Raw genomic sequence first — 21916 nt, 5'->3', positions numbered from 1 at the left:
TTGTGCGCAGGCACGGCCGCACGCTTGTCTGACCGGGATCACGCTGCGAATTTCACTCGGGCGTAAAATACCGGCATGAACAATCACTTCCCGGTGCGCCCACGGCGCATGCGTCATGACGATTTTTCGCGCCGCATGATGCGCGAAACCACGTTCACCACCAATGACCTGATCTACCCGGTCTTCGTCCACGAGGAACAAGGCCGCGCACCGGTGCCGTCGATGCCGGGGGTGGAACGGCTGTCCATCGACGAGCTGCTGCGCGTGGGCGAGCAAGCATCGGAATTGGGTGTGCCCGTACTCGACCTGTTCGGTGTGCCGGATCCCGCCGCCAAGACCGCCGACGGCCGCATCGCCTGGGACGAGGACGGCATCATTCCGCGCGCCGTCCGCGCACTGAAATCGCGCTTTCCCGAACTCGGTGTGATGAGCGACCAGGCGCTGGATCCGTACACCACGCATGGGCAAGATGGGTTGATCGACGACACCGGTTACATCCTCAATGACGAAACCATCGAAGCGCTGATCAAGCAGTCGCTGGCACATGCCGCCGCCGGGGTGGACGTGCTTTCGCCCAGCGACATGATGGATGGCCGCATCGGTGCGATCCGCAACGCACTGGAAGCCCATGGCTTCATCCACACCCGGATCATGGCCTACAGCGCCAAGTACGCCAGCGCATTCTACGGCCCGTTCCGCAGCGCGGTGGGCAGCGCCGGCAATCTGGGCAAGGGCAACAAATACACCTATCAGATGGATCCGGCCAATAGCGATGAAGCACTGCACGAGGTCGCGCTGGATCTGGCCGAAGGCGCCGACATGGTGATGGTCAAACCCGGCCTGCCGTATCTGGACGTGCTGTATCGGGTCAAGCAGCAGTTCAAGCGGCCCACCTATGCGTATCAGGTCAGCGGCGAATACGCGATGATCAAGGCCGCCGCCAGCAACGGCTGGATCGACGAAAAGCTGGTGGCGATGGAAGCACTGACCGCGTTCAAGCGCGCCGGTGCCGATGGCGTGCTGACCTATTTCGCGCTGGATGCGGCAAGATGGTTGCGTGAGTCAAATTATTGATGCCTACCACGACGACGCCTACCGCCGGGTGATCGCTACGCGGCTCAAATGCCGCTACGCGATTCACCCGACGCTCTCGTCGTCTCCTGATTGCGAGGTTCGGCCATGAGCAAGCATTACGCGGTATTTGGCTCCCCCATCACCCATTCGCAATCCCCGCGCATCCATGCCGCGTTTGCCAAGCAAACCGGCATCGGCATGGACTACGTGGCGATTGAAGCCAATCACGATGACTTCCGCGCCAAGCTCGATGCCAGTGGCGTGGTCGGCGCCAATATCACCCTGCCGCTGAAGGAAGACGCCTTTGCGCTATGTGCCGGCAACGTCAGCGCACGTGCACTACGCGCCGGTGCGGTCAACACCGTGCTGCGTGACGGCGCGCAATGGCGCGGCGACAATACCGACGGCTTGGGGCTGGTGCGTGACCTCACCGAACGCCACGGCCTAGACTTGCGTGGTCGCCGCACCTTGTTGCTGGGGGCGGGCGGTGCCGCACGCGGGGTGGCCCCGGCGCTGCTGGATGCCGGCATCCATTCGCTGTATGTCATCAACCGCAACTCCGCACGCGCCGATGCCCTGGTGGATGCAATGGGTGAACCGGGTCGCACCCATGCACGCGCATGGGACACACTGCCCGCATTGGGCGAATTTGATCTGCTGATCAATGCCACCTCGGCCAGCCGTGGCGGCCAACTCCCCAGCTTGGCGATGGCCTTGGTTGCCCCGCGCAGCGTGGCCGTGGACTTGAGCTATGGCGAAGCCGCCGTGCCGTTTCTGGCCTGGGCCCGCGCCGCAGGCTGCGCGCAAACGGTGGATGGGTTGGGCATGCTGGTGGAACAGGCCGCCGAAAGCTTTCTGCTCTGGCACGGCGTGCGCCCGGACACCGGGGCCGTGTTTGCCGAACTCAGCGGCCGCGCCGATGCCTTGCTGACGGCGGACTGAGCAACCCGCATTGCAGGTTGCTCAATTCCGAGAGTTCTTCAGAGCACCCGGCCCAACACGCTGCGATCCGTCAGCTGAAATACCGAACCGCCCGCCACTTGCTCGCTGCCGGTCAGGTCCGAGACGCCGACCAGTTGCTGCCCCGCCTTGCCCACCAGCCACGGCACCGGCAGATTGGGACCACGGAATTCTTGTCGCCACACGGCGGTGTTGTCATCACCCTGTTTGCCAGGGCTATCCATTCTGAATTCAACCGGCACACACACCGTAAGGTCATCCGCCGTCAACAGCTCCGGATGCGCGGCATCCACATGCCAAGACCAACTCCGTGCGGCACGAATGGATTCTTTCTCCAACAAGCCACGCGCCTTGTCCAATACGGCGCTAGCGCCTTTGATATCGAACAGGCTGGATTGCGATGCCACCACATCCGCCACCGTGCCATCGGGGTTCAGGCGCAGATGCAGCAAGACCGCCCCACTCACCCCGGCGCGCATCAGGCCCACGGGATAACGCGGTGGTTGCAACATTCGCCTGGAATCGAACACCACCGGTTGCGATGGCGGCGCATCACCTACCGTAATGGCTTCCCCGCCTTCGCGGATTGCACGGGCTGCGGCCGCCTTGGCCTCATAGTCTTCTTTGCTGATCGGCGTAAACACCACATTGTCGAGCCGAACTTCATAGCCCTGCGGGATTTGGGTAGCCGCCAAGGTGATACGCATCGGGGTTTTCGCATTGACCGGCTTGCCGCCTTGCCGTACCGGCGTCAACTGCCAGCGCGGAATCGATTTATCCAGCATCACTTGCAGTGCCGGGTCAAGCTTGCTGCGGATTTTGTAGCTCAACACCTGGCCTTCGGTGCCGATGGTGAGTTCGCCATTCACCCGCATCGTCAACACACTTTCACCCACCACCGGCGTCACGGCGACCGCAGGCGCGGCCTGCATGCTAGCGATTGCCAGTAGCCCCCCAAGTAGAACTCGTTTCATTTTGTTGCTCCCCATTGCAGTGTGGTGTTGGCCAATTCCTTTGTAGAAAGCGTGGCATACCCCATCCGGCGCGGCCAACGCCAGCCACCTACCGCGCTACAACAGCCCCTCGCGCTTGATCGCCAGATAGCGTTCCACCAGCGCGCCGGGCAATTGCGCGCAGGTGACATCCAGCACGCTGACACGTTGTGCACGCAGCAGGTCGTGGGCAGCGGAGCGTTGTTGCAGGTAGCGGGCGGTGGCGGCGGCGCGCAGCGCATCGTGCAGGCTGTGGACATCGGTCTCCAGCACCGCGTCCAGCGCTTCTTCGCGCAGGCTGGCCACCACCACATGATGCCGCTGTTGCAGCATGCGCACCGCGGCAAGCAAGTCGTCGATGTCCTCATCGCGCAGATTGGTCACCAACATCACCAAGCTGCGCCGGCGCTGACGCAGCGACAGCTCGGTGGCGGCGGCCAGATAATCGGTCGCCACTGGCTGCGGTTGCAGGTCATAGCTGGCGCGCAGCAGCACATCAATCGCACCACCACCCCGTTGCGGTGCAACCCAGCGCTGCGCGCCGCCGCTGGCCAGCAAGCCCACCGCATCGCCTTCGCGCAGGGCCAGGTACGACACCACCAGTGCGGCATCCAGCACATGATCGAAATGGGTCAGCGCACCATCCCGCGCCAACATGCGGCGACCGGTGTCGATCAACATCACCAGTTGCTGGTTGCGCTCGTCCTGATATTCCCGCGAGATCAAGCGGCGCATGCGGGCAGTGGCTTTCCAATCAATTTGCCGCAGGCTGTCGCCCACCCGGTAGTCGCGCATTTGATGGAAGTCGGTGCCTTCGCCGCGGCGGCGACGGATATGCGCACCCACCGTGCGCGACGCCTGCTCGGAACCCAGCATCGCCAGCTTGGCCAGCGGCGCGAAATTGGGAAACACCCGCACGGTCTGCCTGGCTGCCACGCTGTGGCTGCGTCGCCATAACCGCCATGGCGAATGCACGCGCAATTGCACGCCGGCAAACACCGCATCACCGCGTGCGGTGGGTCGCAGTGCATAGTGCAATCGTGTTGTGCTTTCTGCTGCAAGTTGCAGCGTGCGCGGCAATCCCTCGATCGCCCACGCCTCTGGATGCAGATCATGCACATCCACGCGCAGCGTGCGTGGGCCATTGTCCAGCGCCAGTGTCACCGTGCGCTGCACGCCAACCGGCAAGGCATCGGGCACATCGCGTGCCACGTCCGGCGCGGCCAGGCGGCGCACGCGCCAGGCATCCACCAGCGACACCAGCACCAGTGCAGCGCCCATCGTCCACCAGGTATCTGCCGGCAACAGACCAACACTGCAAGCAACGCCCAGCAGCGCCCAGCCGATGCACAACAGCGGTAGCAGCAGGGTTGGCCTCACTGGCGCGGCGCATCCACCTTGGCCAGCAACGCATGCAACACGGCATCGGCTGATTGGCCTTCAATGTGCAGCTCCGGTGCCAATGCGATGCGGTGGCGCAGGGCTGGTTTGGCAATCGTGCGCACATCATCTGGCGTGACAAAATCACGCCCATTCAGCAGCGCCTGTGCACGTGCTGCGCGCACCAAGGCAATGCTGCCGCGAGGACCGGCACCGAAGGCAATCCCCGGCCAGTTGCGGGTGGCAGCCGCAATGCGCACGGCGTAGTCCAACACGGCCGCATCCACCCGTACCGTGGCGGTGGCCTGTTGCAACGCCAGCACGTCATCACCGTGCAGCACTTGCGCGATCTGGCTCAAATCAAACTCCGCGGCCATCTTGCCGTCACTGACGGCGGCCACCATGCGCTTTTCATCTTCCAACTTCGGATAGCCAATCAGCACCTTCAGCAAGAAGCGGTCCAACTGTGCTTCCGGCAGCGGGTAGGTGCCTTCCAGTTCCAACGGGTTTTGCGTGGCTAGGCACATGAACGGCGGCGGCAGCGGGAAGCTGTGGCCTTCAATCGTCACCTGCTGTTCCTGCATCGCCTCCAACAACGCCGACTGCGTTTTGGCCGGCGCACGGTTGATTTCATCGGCCAGCAACAGATTGGTGAACACCGGCCCCTTGCGTACCTCGAAGCGTTCCAATTTGGGATCGAACACGGCGTGGCCACTGATATCGCTGGGCATCAGATCCGGCGTGAACTGCACCCGCGCATGGCTGCATCCCAGCGCCTGTGACAGCGCCCGCACCAACAAGGTTTTGCCAAGACCGGGCACGCCTTCCAGCAGCACATGACCACCGGCCAGCAGCGCCACCATCACCAAATCCAACACATCATCCTGGCCGATGAAGGCCTTGGCCACTTGTTCGCGGATGGTATTGGCGCGCTCGGCCATGGGATTGCTGGCGGAGGGGGTGGCCGGCAGCAGCGGCGGGGGCATAGTGGTGGTCATAGACGTTTCCTCAAGGCGATCAGACGGGCAATGCGTTGCCGGAATTCGTGTGGGGTGGCAGGCGGGCGGGTATCGAGCACGGCACGCAACGTATCCGGATGCAAGCCCAGCCGCTGCGCCAGCAGACGCGCCTGGGTGTCGCCTTGTTGCGCGGCAATCAACGGGTCGACCCGGCGCAAACGCGCCAACACCGTCTCGCGCAGCGCACGATGCAGCAGGGTGAGCTTGCCGTAGCGCAGCAGGTGCTCGCCGCTGGCATCGACATGTTCGAGCAATGCGCGGCGCGGCTGCATAGGTGAAGGCAGCCACGGCCCGAAGCGTTGTGCACGCAGGCATAGCCATGCCAGTAGCGCCAATAGCAACGGCAACAGTACTTTCCAGGCATGGATCAACAGCCAGCGCCACAACGGTGGCATATCGGCGGCGTACACCAGGTGCATGCGGCCCGCATTCCAGTTGGGCGCCAGCAACTGCCGCGTGAAGTCGCTGTGCGGTGGTTCGATCAGGCTGTCGTTATTCAGCATCTCCAGCGTCGACAGCACATCCACACTGCCATCCCCATACCCAAATCGGGCGAACACATGTTGGCCTTGCCGGGTGTGCCACGCGGCGCGGGTCTTGGCCCCTTTGCTCAGGTCAAATTGCGCGCCGTTACAGAATTCCCGATGCGGTGTTTGCCCCGCTACGTTCAGCGCCATGCACGCGGGTTTATGCAAGTTGGCTTCGATCGGAAGCCACTGCGCCAACGTGGTGTGACTGGCCCCTTGCTGCCATGCTGGCAGACGCAAAATCAGATGCCCGCCGGTTTCAACGAAGGCGAATAACGCCTCTAGTTCGGCGTCACCAAGCGTGCGCGGGTCGCTGTAAATCAGCACGGTGTCGTGCCGGCCCAAATGCATCTTTGCAAGGTCCAAACGCTGGCGCGACTGCACCTGTTGGCCTTGTGCATGCAGGCTCAATTTCAGTGCGTACAACGGGTTGTAGCTGGCTTCACCGCGGGCAGGCAACGGGATGGTTTGCAGCTCGCGTTTGTGGGTGAGCAAAAACCACGCCACCAGCACGCCAATCAGTGCCAGCCCCGATAGCCACGGCAATACACTGCGCGCACGACTCATGTGCGCCACCCGAAGCTGCCGGCCAGTCGCTGCAACAAGGCGTCGAAGGTGTCGGTATCTGGCAGCTGTTCGGCATAGGCGGCGTATTGCCAGATTCGCACCATGCCGATGAAGGTGTCGCGTGCCTGCATATCCGGCCATGCACGCGCCGCACGCAGACAGTCGGCCTCGGTGGCACCAGGCACCAATACCACGCCCGCTTGCGTCATCATCGTCTCGACACTGCCGCGATACAGCAATGCCAGCGCACGTCGGCACCGCCCTTGTTGCCACAGCATGCGTGCACTGCCCACGATATCTACCGGCAATGCGGCTGCATCAGTGTCGGCTTCACTACAGACCGGGCTGGGTACCACTGCTGGCGGCTTGCTCATCCCGCGCAACCACGGCCACCATCTGCCCCACGTTGCCAGCAACAGGCCCACCAACAAGGCCATGACCAGCCACAGGCCATATTCGCCAAGCAGCGCAATCACTTTGGCAATCGCCTGCAGCCATGCCGGTTGCTTTGGTTTGCCGGGTGCTTGCCCTTTCTTGATCGGCACCCACACCGTTTGCGTGCGCTGCGGGTGCAACAGTGGGTCGTGCTTGGTCGCTTGTACGGCGTGGGCGAAATCGGGGTCTTGTTGGATGCGCGGAAATACTTTGGCCAGTGTATTCTCGCGCGCCACCGTGGTTGCGGGTGTGACCGCACCGGCAGTGTGCGGAAGGGCCAGTGCCAGCACTCCCGCACAGGCCAGCACGCTGAATGCAGACGTCAGCCGGGTGCGCATGCGACGCAGTCCGATTTCCACATCCCAGGCTTCCAGCCGCGTACGTCGATCCAGATACAGACCAAACCCGGCCCCTACATAAAATGGCTCGATCACACTGGTGGCCAGCCAAGTCAGCGCATTGAGCAGCACCTGCACCCAGCCAGGCGGATCGTCGGCGATCAAGGCCCACGCGGCTTTGGCCGATTCGGACAACAGTTCCACCGGCACAAACATCAGGGCCAAGGCCAGTGCAGCCAGCACCAATACCAATTCGAAATTGGCGCACACCCAGGTCAACAGCGCTGCGGTGCCGCGCGCCGCACCACCGATCACTCGCCGCCGATCGGCCACGCGCACGCCGCCCTCCAGCAAATCCACCGGCAACAACAGCGCCCGCGCTGGCCCCAACCGCCGCCACGACAGATAGCCCCACATCGGCCGCCAGCCCCAGCCCCACTGCGCTTGCAGCGTTTCCCGCAGCGCCGGCGCATCGCCAAACACCGCACGCGACAACACGAACAAGGGGATGCGGTCGAACACCGGTTTCAACCACCACAACAGCAACGCCGCCCACCACGCTTGGCCCAGCCACAGGCACAGGCCATTGAGCAGGGCAAATAACGGCAAGCTCAACACTAGCCACGGCAACCAGATCGCGCGCGCATGCATGCGTACCAGCGCGATCCCCAGCTCCATCGCCTCCCACTGCGAACGCGGATACAACTCCACACGTAGTTGCTCAGCGCGCATCGCGATCGCTCCCGCCTCGCCACAACCACAATGCGACCGCACTCCACAACAACGCGGCTACCGAATATTTCACACTGGCCGGTATCCAGCCAATCGACGACCAAAACGCTTCGATAAACGCCGCCAGCAGCAACATCACGAACACGCCCAAACACAGCTTGGCGCCACGTCGGCCATCTTCCAGCAGGGCATCCACGCGCCGCCGCCGGCCCGGTACCAATAATGCCAAACCCAAGCGCAGCCCGGCACCACCGGCAATCACGATCGCGGTCAACTCGAATGCCGAATGTCCACACACAAAACGCCAGAACGGATCCCCCAGCCCCGCCGCTTGCAGATGGCCGGCCACTGCACCAATCATCAAACCATTGAAGACAATCGCCAGGACCGGGCCAACCCCAGCCAACAGACCGCTGGCGTAGGTGCGCAGCCCGATGCTGATATTGTTGAAGATGTAGAACCCGAACATCGCCAAATCCGTGCCGGAATCACGCCCTAATTTTTCTGCAGCTTTGGCATACATCGTCTCCATCTCGGCCACTTGCTGCGGGCGCATCAAGGTGTGGATCAACTCCGGCTGCCATTGCACCGCCACGAAGCTCAGCACCAGTGGCAACACGAATAACCCCAATGCGGCCAACATCACGCCACGCTCGGCGCGCACCAGCGCGGGAAAATCGGCAAGGATGAATTCAAACGCGCGCTGCCAGTGCGGCAGCGGTGGCCGATACATCGCCGCGTGGCCGCGTTGCATCAACACTTGCAAGCGCTCGCACAATTGCGGGCTGTAACCGCGCCGTCGCGCCAGCCCCAGGTGCTGACAGAGACGTCGATAGGTGGCAGGAACATCTTCATCGGCAAGCCCGCGCCAGCCGGAATCAGCACGCGCGCGCTTGGGCTTGCTGGCACGCGTATCCAGCCACTGTTCGAAATCAGCCCATTCCTGTTGGTGGCGCTGGATGAAATGTTCCTGGCGCATGCGCAGTCAGCGTTTGCCCAGCAGCCAATTGGAAATCCCCAACAGCTGCTGCACACCTGCCGCACCCGTGGCACCGGTGGCGACACTGGCGATATCGGCCAGTTCGATGCGACGCTCTGGTGTCAGTTGGCCGGCACGCTCGGCAAATGCCACGACTGCTGCTTGTTCGGATGGCAATAACGGCTGCAATGGGCGGGTGACCTGAAGATCGACCAATAATTGAATGCTGCTGCGATGTTGCGGCACATGCACCACCAAGGTACCGGCCACTAAATCGCCTAGCCGACGACCACAGGGATCAAGCAAGCCCGACAGCAAGCCGCAGGCGTAGCCAAACGGCAGCATATCCACCGTCCGCATCAAGTTGCGCACACACGTCGCCAACCAGCCTACTGGCGCGCCATTCCTGGAAATCACCCGTAGATGCAATACCCGTTTGCCCGGTGTCTGCCCATCAAACATGCCCTCGCAAACGATGGGGTACAACCAAACCACCATGAACATGCAGACCAGATAAAACCCCATCCCGGCGCTACCCAACAAGCCGAACGCCATCGAACAAACCATCAACAGCGCCATCCGGATGCAGAAATCGATGCCCCACGCCAAGGCACGCGGTACTGGCCCGGCGGCCGGCAATCGCAATGCCACCCCTTCCGGGGTGTAAACCTCGTGGGCAGTGTCCAGCATCAAGCGGTAACGACGATGGTGTCGGCAATCAAATCATGTACACAGCGCTTTTCTTCGCCAAAAATGAACAACGGATCGATCAGACTGAACAACCCGCCAACCAACGGAATCGCACCGATCAAGCCGGGTACGAACATGCGTAACCAGAAAATTCGAGCCAAGCCAGCCCGGCTGCCATCGCTGCGCACAATTTTGATGCCCAGCATCTTCTTGCCGAACGTCTGGCCATGGCGGTGCAACAAGGTCAGCTGATACGCCACATACCCCAGCATCAGCAGCACAATGATCCCCAACAGTGCCATGCCTGACGCACTGACTCCACCCTTGCCATCATTACCCACGATTGGAATCAGGATCGCGGCAAGAATGCCGACAATGGCGATCGGCACGCCATCGATGAGCACCGCGCCCAAGCGAACACCACGACCGGCTTTTTCCCATTGCCCTGCCTCATGCAACTCGGCCAACTTGGCGCTTGGTACGGCATAGGGATTGTCCTGTTGTTTGCTGATGTTGAGCGCATCGGCGCTGTTGTACGGATCCATGCATTCCCTTCCTCGTTGCGTGAACATGCTCCCCTGCTGGCAACTTTAGCCGGAGTCCTTCTTTACCGTCACCCTTCGCAGGGCGCGGCCACCAGATAGTCGTCCTTCAAACGCACATAGTGACCGGCGCTGTAATACAAGGCTTCGATTTCGGCATCGCTGAGCAGCCTCACTTTTTTGGCGGGGTTGCCCAACCAAAGTTCCCCCTCAGCGACCACCTTGCCTGGTGCGATGAGTGCACCCGCGCCAACGAATCCGTGCTTTTTCACCACCGCGCCATCCAGCACGATGGCACCCATGCCAATCAAAACGGCATCTTCAATCGTGCAGGCGTGGATGATGGCCTTGTGGCCGATGGTGACATCGCTGCCAATCCGGGTGGCAAAGCCGCCGCGCTTGGCGTGTGGGCCATCGTGACTGACGTGTATCACCGTGCCATCCTGGATATTGGTGCGGTCGCCAATACGGATGAAATTGACATCGCCACGCACCACCGTGAACGGCCAGATGGACACATCATCCCCCAGCACCACATCACCGATCACGGTACTCATCGGATCCACGAAAACACGCTGGCCAAGCGTGGGGGCAATTGTGCGATACGGTCGAATGTTCATGCGCTGGATTCTAGCCCGCGCACGACTACACTGCCGCGTATGGAAAACTTCATTGACACCCAGCCCAGCGAACTTGCACCCACCTTGCAGCGTCTGCGCAGCAACTGGCAGGCCAGCAAGCCCGACTACGCCCAGCGCATGGACGATCTTGGGCGACTGCGGCATGCGCTGAGGCTGCGAATGGATGAAATGGCCGAGGCGGTTGGCAAGGATTTCAGCCATCGCGCCAAAGCCGAAACCCGCATTGCCGATGGCATGACCGTACTCAACGACATCGACCACCTGCGCAAGCATCTGCGCAAATGGATGCGACCCACCCGCGTGGGCGTGGGTTGGCGGTTCCTGCCCGCGCGGGCGCAGGTGCGGCCGATGCCGTTGGGCGTGGTGGGGGTGATTGCGCCGTGGAACTACCCGGTCAACTTGGCGCTGATCCCGTTGGCCACTGCACTGGCCGCTGGCAATCATGTGTATTTGAAACCGTCCGAGCATACCCCGCACACCGCGCGATTTTTGCGCAGCCTGCTGGCCGAAGCCATTGCCCCGGGTCGGGTGGCGGTGGCCACCGGCGGTGCCGACATCGGTGCCGCCTTTGCCGGCCTGCCGTTTGACCATCTGGTGTTCACCGGCTCCACTGCGGTGGGGCGCAAGGTGATGGCCGCCGCTGCTGCCCATCTCACCCCCCTGACGCTGGAGCTGGGCGGCAAATCGCCGGCGTTGATTGCCGAGGACTACCCGATTGAACACGCCGCAGCCCGTATTGCCACCGGCAAATGGTTCAATTGCGGGCAAACCTGCATCGCCCCCGATTACGTGCTGGTGCCCAAAGGCAAGCGCGACGCCTTGGTCAAGGCACTGCGCGATGAGGCGGTTACACGCTACGGCGAAAACCTGACCAACCTGGACGACTACACCCGCATCATCAATGCTGGCCAATACAACCGTCTGAAAGGCTATTTGGACGATGCCAAGTCCCGCGGTATCGAACGCGTCACCTTGGCCGGCCACGCCGATCCGGCCCAGCGCCTGCTGCCACCCACGCTGCTGTTGGATCCGAGTGATGACGCGCTGATCATGCAGGAAGAAATTTTTGGCCCACTGTTGCCGATCAAGAGCTATCGCAGTCTTGATGAAGCGATTGCCTACATCAATGCCCACGACCGGCCCTTGGCGCTGTATCCGTTCAGCCACAACCGGGCCACTGTGGAAAAAATCCTGCACGGCACCTTGGCCGGTGGGGTTTCAGTGAATGACACCCTGTTCCATTTCGCCATCGGCAATCTGCCGTTTGGTGGAGTCGGGCCCAGCGGCATGGGGGCCTACCATGGCCGCGCCGGGTTTGATGCGATGAGCAAGCAACTGCCGGTATTCTGGCAGGCCCGCCGCAGTGGTGGTGACCTGCTCAAACCGCCCTACAGCAAAGCCAAGTGGCTGATTGATTTGATTGTGCGCTAAGCAGGTCTATACCGCTGGCATCGATAAGCCCTGTGCACGCTTGACCGTGCGCAGCACGAAGCTGGAATTGACGTCGGCCACCTCGGCCTGCGCCAGCAGTTTGTCCAGCAGGAAGCGGGAAAAATGCTCCAGCCCGCCCACCACCACGTGCAGCAGGTAATCCATGTCACCGGTCAAGGCATGGCAGGCCACCACTTCTGGCCAGGCGTTGACCTGGCGCGCAAACGTGTCGATGCGTGCGGCGTCGTGACTTTTCAGTTGCACCCGCACGAAGGCCTGCAAGCCCAGCCCCAAGCGCTCCGGGTCCACTTCGGCACGATAACCAGTGATCACGCCTTCCCGCTCCAGCCGCTGCACCCGGCGCAGGCAGGCCGAGGGCGAGAGATGCACGCGTTCGGCCAATTCCGCATGGGTCTGGCGGGCGGCACGTTGCAGTTCGGCCAGCAACAGCAAATCGATGCGATCCAGTTCCGTTACGCTCATTTTCATCACAAATTATTGAATTGCTGCAGATATCATGCATCTCTTTGCTATTTTCACGCAACAACGCTGCCACTATGCGCGTTGCCGCGCCTATGCTGAAGGCTGCCTCTGCCACTCCGGAACCGCCCATGCTTGAGCAACCGCGCCGCCTTGAAAGCGTGCAGACAGAACGCGGCTCGATCCCGGTGTACGCCACCGGCACCGTGGAGCAGCCGTGGGCGCAGTACACCGCCACCGACCACACGGTGTGGCAGCAGTTGTACGCCCGCCAGCAAGCATTGTTGGTGGGCCGCGCCTGCGATGCGTTTTTGGCGGCGCAAGAAAAACTGCGCATGCCGGCCGATCACATCCCGCACTTTTCCGACCTCAACCAGATCCTGACTGCCGCCACCGGCTGGCAGATCGTGGCGGTGGAAGGCCTGCTACCGGAGTTGGATTTCTTCACCCATCTGGCCAACCGCCGCTTCCCGGTGAGCTGGTGGATTCGCCGCCCGGATCAGATCGACTATCTGGAAGAGCCCGACCTGTTCCATGACCTGTTCGGGCATGTGCCATTGCTGATGGAACCGCTGTTTGCCGACTACCTGCAAGCCTACGGGCAGGGCGGCATCAAGGCGCATGGGCTGGGCCCCGATGCGCTGATGCAACTGGCGCGGCTGTATTGGTACACGGTGGAATTTGGCCTGATCCGGCAAGCCGATGGCCTGCGCATCTACGGTGCCGGCATCGTCAGCTCCAAGGGCGAATCCATCTACAGTCTGGAAAGCGCCGCCCCCAACCGCCTGGGCTTTGACCTAGAGCGCGTGATGCGCACTCGCTACCGCATCGACAGCTTCCAGCAGACCTATTTCGTGATCGACAGCTTCGAACAGCTGATCAGCACCACGCTGGCCGACTTCACCCCACTGTATGCCCGGCTGGCCGGGCAAGACCCCATCCCCGCCGATGCGGTTTTGGACGGGGATGCGGTGTTGTAACTGCGGAACCGCTGCAAACCGCGCTGTTGCGGCGGCATTTAAAATTCAGTTGCTGATGCACTGAGTTTCCTTGCCACATCATAAACGCTTGGTGCATATACTCTGCGCCATATGGAATCTGCCGTTGCGCCTGGAGCACAAGTAGATTGCTCGCTACATATCTTCATGGTTAGTAACTGATTGGTGCCGCAGCCACCGAAATTCGTGCATGATTTCATTTGAACACTAAGGAGCTGCACTTGCGCGAGTTCTTCAGAGGACAGTTGCCAGCCATTCTTCCTCGCAAATTCAGTCGTTGACGGCGCTATTATTCCTGCTTGATTCAGGGCTTCGGCAGCCACTAGCGTCTCCATCTGTGAATTTCTCGCCATTAACATGGCATCTAACTGTTTCGTAATTACGGTAACCTTATTTGGATCTTGATGACTTTTGTTAATCCCATCAAAAAGCTCGCTCGCCATACCATAGGCTTGATTATAGGGATCCCCTGCAGGTAGTGATAGTAGTTTTTGTTGTTCCAAAGCGATCGATCCTTTGTACCCAACGCAAAAAGATGCTTTGAATGAAAGAATTGTATTCTGTGAAGCCGATCTCTGTGTAATAACATCCCGCCCGACTGATGGCTCGCAGGCGGATGCAATTTGAATTCTGGTAAATATTTCAGTTCCTGACGATGCGTTTTTTTGAATAGATTTAATTAATTCTTTAGCTGAAGAAGCATCCAGTAATTTTATTTCCGGTCTTAAAGTAGTGGCTGCCAACTCGCCTTCCGAGGAAGTAGCCGAAGCGGAATTTTCGATGACAGTTGCATGCGCTTTATCGAGCACGTTGACATCATGGCTCTTCCTTGCATAGACGACCACTATTACTATGGCGACTAAGATTGACGCAAAGTACTTCAATCGACCCCGCATGACGCATCCCTTAAATCTACAAAGCATTGCACATCTAGAAATATTTAATTTTAACGGCAATATGTTATTTCAAAGTTCTTTTCTGGAACGACCCTCGCTCATCAACCGCCAGTCACCGCCCGTGCGGTGTGCAGGATAGTCCTATCTCCTGCTCGGGAAGTTGGTCCGCGAGCCTCAATCAAACGCTACTTCACTTCGCCCTCACTCCGTAAACAACCGCGACGGATTCGCGCCTTCCGCACCCACATCGGCGACAATACCCACACCCTCGCCCATGTCTGACCTGCCGATGACGTCTTCCAATATTTCCCTCACCCAATTTTTGATCGAAGAACAACGCGCCGGGCGCGTCAACCCGCAGCTGCGCTTGCTGATTGAGGTGGTGTCGCGTGCTTGCAAGCGCATTTCAATTGCGGTGGGCAAGGGCGCGCTGGGGGGGGTGCTGGGGGATGCCGGTGAAGGCGGGCAGGCCAACATCAATGTGCAGGGCGAGGCGCAGAAAAAGCTCGACGTGCTCAGCAATGAAATCCTGCTGGAAGCCAATGCCTGGGGCGGCCACTTGGCCGGCCTTGCCTCCGAGGAAATGGACACCTCGCAGCCGATCCCGGACAAATATCCGCGCGGCAATTATTTATTGCTGTTCGACCCCTTGGATGGCAGCTCCAATATCGACGTCAACGTGTCGGTGGGCACCATTTTCTCGGTGCTGCGCTGCCCCGAGGGGGTGACCTCACCCACCGACGCCGATTTCCTGCAGCCCGGCACTGCGCAGGTCGCCGCCGGCTACTGCGTCTATGGCCCGCAAACCACACTGGTGCTCACCGTTGGCCACGGCACCCATGCCTTCACTTTGGATCGCGAAGCGGGCAGTTTTGTGCTGACCACGCGCGGAATGACAATTCCGCAGGAAACCAGGGAATTTGCCGTCAACATGTCGAATCAGCGCTTCTGGGAAGCACCGATGCAGGCCTATATCGGCGATTTGCTGAAGGGCAGCGAAGGCCCGCGTGGCAAGGACTTCAACATGCGCTGGATCGCCTCGATGGTGGCCGATGTGCACCGCATCCTGACCCGCGGCGGCCTCTTCAGCTATCCGCTGGACAGCAAATGCGCGGCCAAGGGCGGCAAACTGCGCTTGATGTACGAGGCCAACCCGATGAGCTTCTTGGTCGAACAAGCCGGCGGTGCCGCCAGTACCGGGCGCATGCGCATGCTGGAGGTGACCCCCTCCGGCCTGCATATGCGAGTGCCGGTGTTCATGGGCTCGAAAGCCGAAGTGGACGCGGCAGTGGGCTACCACCAAGCGCATGACGCACAGGCGCACTAAACCTGCGCCAGCCTATCTCGTCATCACGCCATTCGGTCAAGTGATGCGGCATTTGCCCGCAACTTGGGCAGAATGTACCCATGCATCTTGATCCGCACTTGTGGCCCCAACTTGCCTTCGGTCTGATTCTGGCTGGTGGGCTGTATCTGTTCATCAGCGAGAAGCTGCGCGTCGATGTCACCGCGATGCTGATCCTGCTGGCCTTGGTGGTGACGGGGGTGCTCGATAGCCGGCAAGCCCTATCCGGGTTTTCCAGCGAGCCGGCGATCATCGTGGCGGCGGTGTTTGTGATCTCCGGTGCGCTGGGCGCGACCGGCATCAGCGAACGCTTGGGCAGCTGGATGGAACGCGCTTCCGGCAATGCCGAATGGCGCACGATTGCAGTGGTGATGCCACTAGTAGCGCTGTTGGCATCATTTACCCATCATGTGATGGTCACCGCGATGATGTTGCCGCTGCTGCTGCGACACGCGCGCAACCGGCAATTGCCAGCCTCACGCTTATTGATGCCGATGTCGCTGGCCGCTTCACTGGGTACCACCTTGACCTTGTTCAGTGCGCCCGCGTTTCTGCTGGCCAATGACATGCTGCAGCGTGCCGGTGCCGAAGGCCTGGGGATTTTTTCGATCACTCCGATTGGCCTTGCATTAGTGTTGGTGGGCACCGCCTATATGCTGTTGACCCGCTGGCTGCTGCCCAAGCGCAGTGGCGAGCAAAATGATGACGACTACCTGCGGCTGGATCGCTACCGCACCGAGCTGGTGATCGTGAAGGAAGGCCATTGGTGTACGCGTCCATTGACCGAGCTGCAAAAAGCATTGGGCGAACGCTTCCGCCAATTAGGTTGGTTGCGTGATGGTCAACGCCGCGATGATCTTGGCAACAACAGTCCATTGTTGGCCGGCGACGTGCTGCTGGTCGAAGCCGCCGCCGACGAATTGATGTCGCTGCACGACGATGCTGGTCTGGATCTCAATGCGATTACCCGTTTCGGCAAGTTGGCCACCGGTGAGGGCAAGGCGCAGCTGGTGCAGGCGGTGGTGGCACCTGGCTCGGAATTCATCGGACGCAGCATCCGTGAGTTGGACTTTGCACGCCAATTCCACACCGTCATCGCCGGCCTGTGGCGACGCGGCGAAGACATGGCCGACCGCCTGTCCGATGCACGCCTGCGCGAGGGCGATCTATTGGTGCTATGGGGCATGCCATCGCGCTTTGCCGAACTGGCGGCACACCACGGCTTTTTGATGCTGGTGCCGTTTGCCGGGCAAGCCAAACGCCGCCTGCGCGCACCACTGGCGTTGGGGATCCTCGGCTTGACCGTGCTGGCTGCAGCCACCGAATGGCTGTCGCCACCCTTGGCCTTCCTGTTTGGTGCAGTCGCGATGGTAGCCACCCGCTGTATTGATGTGGAACAAGCCTATCGCAGCATTGATTTACGCATTTACGTGATGATCGCCGGCGTGATTCCGCTCGGGATCGCAATGGAAAACACCGGTACCGCCGCCCTGCTGGCACAAGGCTTGTCGCATTGGATCGCGCACTGGCCACCACTGGCAATCCTGCTGGTGATGTTCTCGATCGCGGCGCTGCTCACGCAGGTGATGAGCGATGCCGCCACCACCGCCTTGCTGGGGCCCATTTCCATCGCCACCGCGCAAGTGCTGGGGCTGCCGCCTGCACCGTTCGTGATGTGTACCGCCTTGGGTGCGGTGGTGGCGTTCCTGACCCCCATCGGCCATCACGGCAATTTGTTGATCCTGCGTCCCGGCCAGTACAGCTTTGCTGACTTCCTGCGCGTGGGTCTGCCACTGACCGTGCTGATTGGTCTGGTCAGCGCGTGGATGGCGCGCTGGTTGTGGATGGGTGGGCCGCTATTGCCGCATATTGGCTAAACCTGCACGCTGCATGCTCTTGCTATCGAGGATTGCGCGATGACCCTGTTGATTGCGCCACGCACCCACGACTTGGGTGGTTTGCAAGTCCATCGTGTGGTGCCCACCTTGCAAGCCCGCAGCGTCGGCCCATTCGTGTTTGTCGATCACATGGGTCCGGTGCTGTTTGAACCCGGTCGCGGCATTGATGTGCGCCCGCACCCGCATATCGGCCTGGCGACTGTCACTTATTTGTGGGCTGGCGCGCTGCGCCATCGCGACACCCTTGGCAGCGTGCAGGACATCCTGCCCGGGGACGTGAACTGGATGACCGCGGGGCGCGGCATCGCCCATTCCGAACGTACCCCGCCGGAGCCACGCGCAGCCGGCCACGCGATTCACGGGATGCAAACGTGGGTAGCGCTGCCAAGGCCGGACGAAGAAATCGCACCGTCGTTCCACCATCATGCCGCCTCCAGCCTGCCGATGCGCGAGCACGCCGGGGCATCGCTGCGGGTGATCGCCGGGCGCGGCTTCGGTCTGGAATCACCGGTGCAGGTGTTCACCGACACCTTCAACGTTGCCGTCGATCTGGTGCCGAACGCCGAGCTGTCCATCGCAGCGGAAGCGGTGGAACGCGCACTGTATGTACTCGAAGGGCAGGCCCAGTTGGATGGTGCCGATATTCCGGAAAAACATCTGGTCGTACTCGACCACGGCACGCGTCACGTCCTGCGCGCCAGGACACCAGTGAAAGCAATGTTGTTTGGCGGTGAGCCGCTGGATGCGCCTCGCCACATGTGGTGGAACTTTGTGTCATCGTCGAAGCAACGCATCGAACAAGCCAAGCGGGATTGGGACAGCGGCGCGTTCGGCCTGATTCCCGGCGACGATGTCGAGCGCATCCCGCTGCCGGAGCACTAGCGCAATGGAGTATTGGTTGCAGCTTTGGTACGGACTTGAACATCTGCCACATCTTCGCGCCTGGCTGACCGCTGGCTGGGTGGTGTATTTGCTGGGTCTGGGTGGCTGGATCGTGCTGCAAAAGCGCGAACCGGCAGCCACCTTGAGTTGGTTGATCAGTTTGGCGGCATTGCCGTACATCGGGTTTTTGATTTATTACGTGCTTGGGCCACAACGCATCGTGCGCCACCGGGCACGCCGTCAGCGTCACTACGCGCGCCTGCCGCGAGAGGACACCGGTTCGGGCGATGAAAGCGCGGAACTGCGCACACTGGCACTGACCACAACGGGGCTGCCTCCGAGTACCGCGTGCGAGGTACGCCTGCTGGTGGATGGCGGGCATAAATATCCGGCTTTGCTGGCGGCCATTGCGCAAGCGCACGAGCATATCCATCTGGAGTACTACATCTACAACCCGGACCGCACGGGTGGCGCACTGCTGGAGGCACTGGTGGAGCGCGCCCGCGCTGGTGTCAAAGTGCGCCTGCTGGTGGATGCGATGGGTTCGAAATTGGCCAACCGTCGTTACTTTGCCCCCTTGCTCGAGGCCGGCGGCGAACTGGCATGGTTTCACCCCACCCGCCTGTGGCTGCCGTGGCGGCGGCCGTGGCTGAACCTGCGCACCCATCGCAAGCTGGTGGTGATCGACGGCAAGATCGGCTTTCTGGGCGGCATCAACATTACCGACGAAGAAGACGAGCGCCTGCGCGAAGACGCCTACCGCGACTTGCATTTGCAGATCAAGGGCGACGTGGTACACGCCTTGCAGGATGTCTTTGTCGAGGACTGGGCTTACGCCACCGAGCGCTCCGACTTCATTGGCGACGTGGTGCGCACCATGCCTCCCAAGCAACCCGGCCCAATCCGTGCACAACTGCTGATTTCCGGCCCGGATTCGCGGTGGGAAGCGATCCACCGCATGCACGTCAGCGCGATTTACACGGCCTCGCGGCGGGTCTGGCTGTCCACTCCATATTTTGTGCCCGGCGAAGCCGCCATGATGGCGCTGACCTCGGCGGCATTGGGTGGGCTGGATGTGCGCCTGCTGGTGCCCAAAATGAGTGATAGCCGGCTAGTGACCTGGTGCGTGCGGTCGTTTTATGACGACCTCCTGGCGGCGGGTGTCAAGGTGTACGAATACGGCCCGCGCATGCTGCATAGCAAGGCACTGCTGGTGGACGACGCGCTGGCTATCATCGGTAGCGCCAATTTCGACAACCGCAGCTTCCGGCTCAACTTCGAATCCTCGCTACTGCTGGAAGATGCCGGCATGGCCGCGGAACTGGCGCAGTTGATCGAGCGCGAATTCGCCTCGGCGCCACGCGTTCGTGCAGATCGCCCCCGTCCCCTGCTCAGCGCGCGCCTCCCAGAAGCATTGGCGCGCTTGCTGGCCCCCCTGCTGTAAGCCCGCCGACTGGCGTTACACTGCGCGCGTCCTGTCATGGAGTTGCGTGCATGCATTGGTTGTTTCTGCTGCTGGCCCTGGCGGCCATGGCGTTTGGATTTTTGACTACCTCGATGGCGGTACTGGTGAGCTGCCTGCTGGCGGCACTGGTGCTGTTCGTGTTGTGGATCCTGGGCATGTACCAAGCACGGGTAGCCGGCAGTGGCCGTGACGTGAGCCTGATGATCGACCCCAGTGAAATGCGCAGATTGCGCGATCAGGTACACGCACGCAAGGCCGAAAACCAAGACCTGCCTCCGCAATGACCGCACTCAGCGTCAACCTCAACAAAATCGCCGTATTGCGCAATTCCCGTGGCGGCACTGAACCGGATTTGTTGCGTGCGGCCAGCACCTGTTTGGACGCCGGTGCGCACGGGCTGACTGTGCACCCACGCCCGGATGCCCGCCATATTCGAGCCGCCGATGTGCTGCTGTTAGGCGACCTGTGCACCCAACGTGGTGTCGAATTCAATATCGAAGGCAACCCATTTGCACCCGCACGCACCGGGTATCCTGGTCTGTTGGCGCTGTGTGAAGCGACCCGTCCGGCGCAGGTCACCCTAGTGCCAGATGGCGACGGCCAGCTGACCTCGGATCATGGCTTTGATTTCGTGCGTGACGGCGCTGCGCTGCAGCCACTGATCGCCGCATTCAAATTACTTGGCTGCCGTGTGTCCGTGTTTGTGGATGTGGGCGACCCCCACGTGGAACAAGCCGCTGCTCTCGGTGCTGACCGGATCGAGCTGTACACCGGCCCGTATGCCGAGGCCTTTGCAACAGGCCACATCCAGCCTGCCTTGGCTGCCGCCGTGGCCACCGCCCAGCGCGCACAAGCAGCAGGTTTAGGCGTGAACGCAGGACACGATCTCAATCAGGACAATTTGCCTGTGCTTTTGCAGGCTATCGCCAATGTGCAGGAAGTCTCGATCGGCCACGCGTTGATCGGCGATGCCCTGTATGCAGGCTTGCAAGCCACCGTGCGCGCCTATCGGTGCATCGTCGATCGCGCCGCGCTGTTGTACGGAGCTGGCCCAGCTTGATGTCCGCACATCTTGTCGAGCGGCGCTTGCTCCGCTTGATGCTGTTGATAGCCGCGCAAGCTCGCCCCCGCAGTCCGCCATGAATCAAAAAAAACGCCGCCCGATTGGGCGGCGTTTCGTCATCCACGACGTGCTCCGCAATCCGGAGCCTGTAGCAGTGTTTCAGTTTTGCACAAACCCGATCTTGGCCATCTCTGCATTCTTGGCCGAAGCCAACACCTTGGCCAGGACACCGTACTCGGCCTGGTCATTGGTTTCGATCTGCAGTTCCGGCTGGTTGCTGGGGTCACGCGCAACTTCTTCGAGCATGCGCTTTTGCAAACCATTCACATCCGCCGGTGAATCATTCCAGAACACTGCGCCCGAAGCGTCGATTCGCAAGCGAATCGGCTCCGGTGGTTCCTTCGGATTTTCCGGTGGCTTATCGGTCTTTTGTGGCAGATCCACATCCACCGGAATCGACTGGATCGGCATGGTCACCATGAAGATGATCAGCAATACCAGCATCACGTCCACCAGTGGCGTGACATTGATATCAGCCATCGCACCTTGGCTAGACTTGGACGAAAAGGCCATCTAACGTTC

22 protein-coding genes are annotated in these 21916 nt (G+C 61.1%); 10 read left to right on the top strand and 12 right to left on the bottom strand.

All coding sequences use genetic code 11. The features are described 5' to 3' along the window. Positions 1-75 precede the first annotated feature (75 nt). Entirely contained in the window at positions 76-1074 is a 999-nt protein-coding gene (gene hemB / locus QWB57_RS06360) for a porphobilinogen synthase (protein ID WP_288968825.1), read from the top strand. A gap of 105 nt (positions 1075-1179) precedes the next feature. Beyond that, positions 1180-2016, top strand: coding sequence for a shikimate dehydrogenase (aroE, locus tag QWB57_RS06355; RefSeq protein ID WP_288968824.1), 837 nt, complete (start codon positions 1180-1182; stop codon positions 2014-2016). 38 nt (positions 2017-2054) lie between these two features. Here aroE and QWB57_RS06350 read toward each other — a convergent pair whose 3' ends face one another. The 9 genes from QWB57_RS06350 to QWB57_RS06310 form a co-directional block, all read right to left on the bottom strand. Then, positions 2055-3008, bottom strand: coding sequence for an energy transducer TonB (locus tag QWB57_RS06350; RefSeq protein ID WP_288968822.1), 954 nt, complete (start codon positions 3006-3008; stop codon positions 2055-2057). A gap of 96 nt (positions 3009-3104) precedes the next feature. After that, positions 3105-4406 (bottom strand): DUF58 domain-containing protein, encoded by a 1302-nt coding sequence (locus tag QWB57_RS06345; protein ID WP_288968821.1) that lies wholly within the window; start codon positions 4404-4406, stop codon positions 3105-3107. Beyond that, complete coding sequence (locus tag QWB57_RS06340) at positions 4403-5347, bottom strand: MoxR family ATPase (protein ID WP_288968832.1); 945 nt, start codon at positions 5345-5347, stop codon at positions 4403-4405. The genes QWB57_RS06345 and QWB57_RS06340 overlap by 4 nt, the downstream gene beginning before the upstream one ends. Positions 5348-5400: 53 nt before the next feature. Continuing rightward, entirely contained in the window at positions 5401-6519 is a 1119-nt protein-coding gene (locus QWB57_RS06335) for a DUF4350 domain-containing protein (protein ID WP_223628857.1), read from the bottom strand. Continuing rightward, a complete protein-coding gene (locus tag QWB57_RS06330) occupies positions 6516-8024 on the bottom strand; it encodes a DUF4129 domain-containing protein (RefSeq protein ID WP_288968819.1) in 1509 nt (502 codons plus the stop codon). Before QWB57_RS06330 ends, QWB57_RS06335 begins: the two co-directional genes overlap by 4 nt. Next, a complete protein-coding gene (locus QWB57_RS06325; RefSeq protein ID WP_223628863.1) occupies positions 8014-9003 on the bottom strand; it encodes a stage II sporulation protein M in 990 nt (329 codons plus the stop codon). The genes QWB57_RS06330 and QWB57_RS06325 overlap by 11 nt, the downstream gene beginning before the upstream one ends. Before the next feature lie 6 nt (positions 9004-9009). After that, positions 9010-9693, bottom strand: coding sequence for an RDD family protein (locus QWB57_RS06320; RefSeq protein WP_223628865.1), 684 nt, complete (start codon positions 9691-9693; stop codon positions 9010-9012). Beyond that, positions 9693-10238, bottom strand: a complete 546-nt coding sequence (locus QWB57_RS06315) for an RDD family protein (RefSeq protein WP_288968818.1) — start codon at positions 10236-10238, stop codon at positions 9693-9695. Before QWB57_RS06315 ends, QWB57_RS06320 begins: the two co-directional genes overlap by 1 nt. Before the next feature lie 68 nt (positions 10239-10306). Then, positions 10307-10855, bottom strand: coding sequence for a gamma carbonic anhydrase family protein (locus tag QWB57_RS06310; protein WP_288968816.1), 549 nt, complete (start codon positions 10853-10855; stop codon positions 10307-10309). A 39-nt stretch (positions 10856-10894) separates the two neighbouring features. Between QWB57_RS06310 and QWB57_RS06305 the strand changes: the two genes are divergently transcribed. Continuing rightward, entirely contained in the window at positions 10895-12307 is a 1413-nt protein-coding gene (locus tag QWB57_RS06305; protein ID WP_223628879.1) for a coniferyl aldehyde dehydrogenase, read from the top strand. Between the two features lie 6 nt (positions 12308-12313). On the opposite strand, the gene QWB57_RS06300 is transcribed toward QWB57_RS06305, so the two are convergent. Further along, positions 12314-12790: an Lrp/AsnC family transcriptional regulator gene (locus QWB57_RS06300; RefSeq protein WP_288968813.1), complete on the bottom strand. Its 477-nt coding sequence runs from the start codon at positions 12788-12790 to the stop codon at positions 12314-12316. 128 nt (positions 12791-12918) lie between these two features. Here QWB57_RS06300 and phhA point away from each other — a divergent pair, with 128 nt between their 5' ends. Then, complete coding sequence (phhA, locus tag QWB57_RS06295; RefSeq protein ID WP_288968812.1) at positions 12919-13767, top strand: phenylalanine 4-monooxygenase; 849 nt, start codon at positions 12919-12921, stop codon at positions 13765-13767. A 38-nt stretch (positions 13768-13805) separates the two neighbouring features. Here phhA and QWB57_RS06290 read toward each other — a convergent pair whose 3' ends face one another. Next, entirely contained in the window at positions 13806-14594 is a 789-nt protein-coding gene (locus QWB57_RS06290; protein ID WP_288968810.1) for a hypothetical protein, read from the bottom strand. Positions 14595-14955: 361 nt separating this feature from the next. Between QWB57_RS06290 and QWB57_RS06285 the strand changes: the two genes are divergently transcribed. The 6 genes from QWB57_RS06285 to QWB57_RS06260 all read left to right on the top strand — a co-directional run bounded on the left by QWB57_RS06285 (position 14956) and on the right by QWB57_RS06260 (position 21331). Next, positions 14956-16008 carry a class 1 fructose-bisphosphatase gene (locus QWB57_RS06285; RefSeq protein ID WP_223628892.1) on the top strand — a complete coding sequence of 351 codons (1053 nt, stop codon included), beginning with the start codon at positions 14956-14958 and terminating at the stop codon, positions 16006-16008. An 80-nt stretch (positions 16009-16088) separates the two neighbouring features. Further along, positions 16089-17903 carry an SLC13 family permease gene (locus QWB57_RS06280; RefSeq protein WP_223628897.1) on the top strand — a complete coding sequence of 605 codons (1815 nt, stop codon included), beginning with the start codon at positions 16089-16091 and terminating at the stop codon, positions 17901-17903. A gap of 39 nt (positions 17904-17942) precedes the next feature. Then, positions 17943-18806 carry a pirin family protein gene (locus QWB57_RS06275; protein WP_288968807.1) on the top strand — a complete coding sequence of 288 codons (864 nt, stop codon included), beginning with the start codon at positions 17943-17945 and terminating at the stop codon, positions 18804-18806. 4 nt (positions 18807-18810) lie between these two features. After that, positions 18811-20250: a cardiolipin synthase gene (gene cls, locus QWB57_RS06270; protein ID WP_288968805.1), complete on the top strand. Its 1440-nt coding sequence runs from the start codon at positions 18811-18813 to the stop codon at positions 20248-20250. 50 nt (positions 20251-20300) lie between these two features. Further along, entirely contained in the window at positions 20301-20555 is a 255-nt protein-coding gene (locus QWB57_RS06265) for a hypothetical protein (RefSeq protein WP_223628907.1), read from the top strand. Beyond that, positions 20552-21331 carry a pyridoxine 5'-phosphate synthase gene (locus tag QWB57_RS06260; protein ID WP_223628909.1) on the top strand — a complete coding sequence of 260 codons (780 nt, stop codon included), beginning with the start codon at positions 20552-20554 and terminating at the stop codon, positions 21329-21331. The genes QWB57_RS06265 and QWB57_RS06260 overlap by 4 nt, the downstream gene beginning before the upstream one ends. Before the next feature lie 162 nt (positions 21332-21493). Here the strand turns inward: QWB57_RS06260 and QWB57_RS06255 are convergent, their stop codons facing one another. Beyond that, positions 21494-21907, bottom strand: coding sequence for a biopolymer transporter ExbD (locus QWB57_RS06255; RefSeq protein WP_223628912.1), 414 nt, complete (start codon positions 21905-21907; stop codon positions 21494-21496). Between the last annotated feature and the right edge of the window lie 9 nt (positions 21908-21916).

Source organism: uncultured Thermomonas sp., from assembly GCF_937872235.1.
Taxonomy (GTDB): Bacteria; Pseudomonadota; Gammaproteobacteria; order Xanthomonadales; family Xanthomonadaceae; genus Thermomonas; species Thermomonas beijingensis.
The sequence above is the reverse complement of the archived record's forward strand: the minus strand, read 5'-3'. Positions and strand labels throughout refer to the sequence as shown.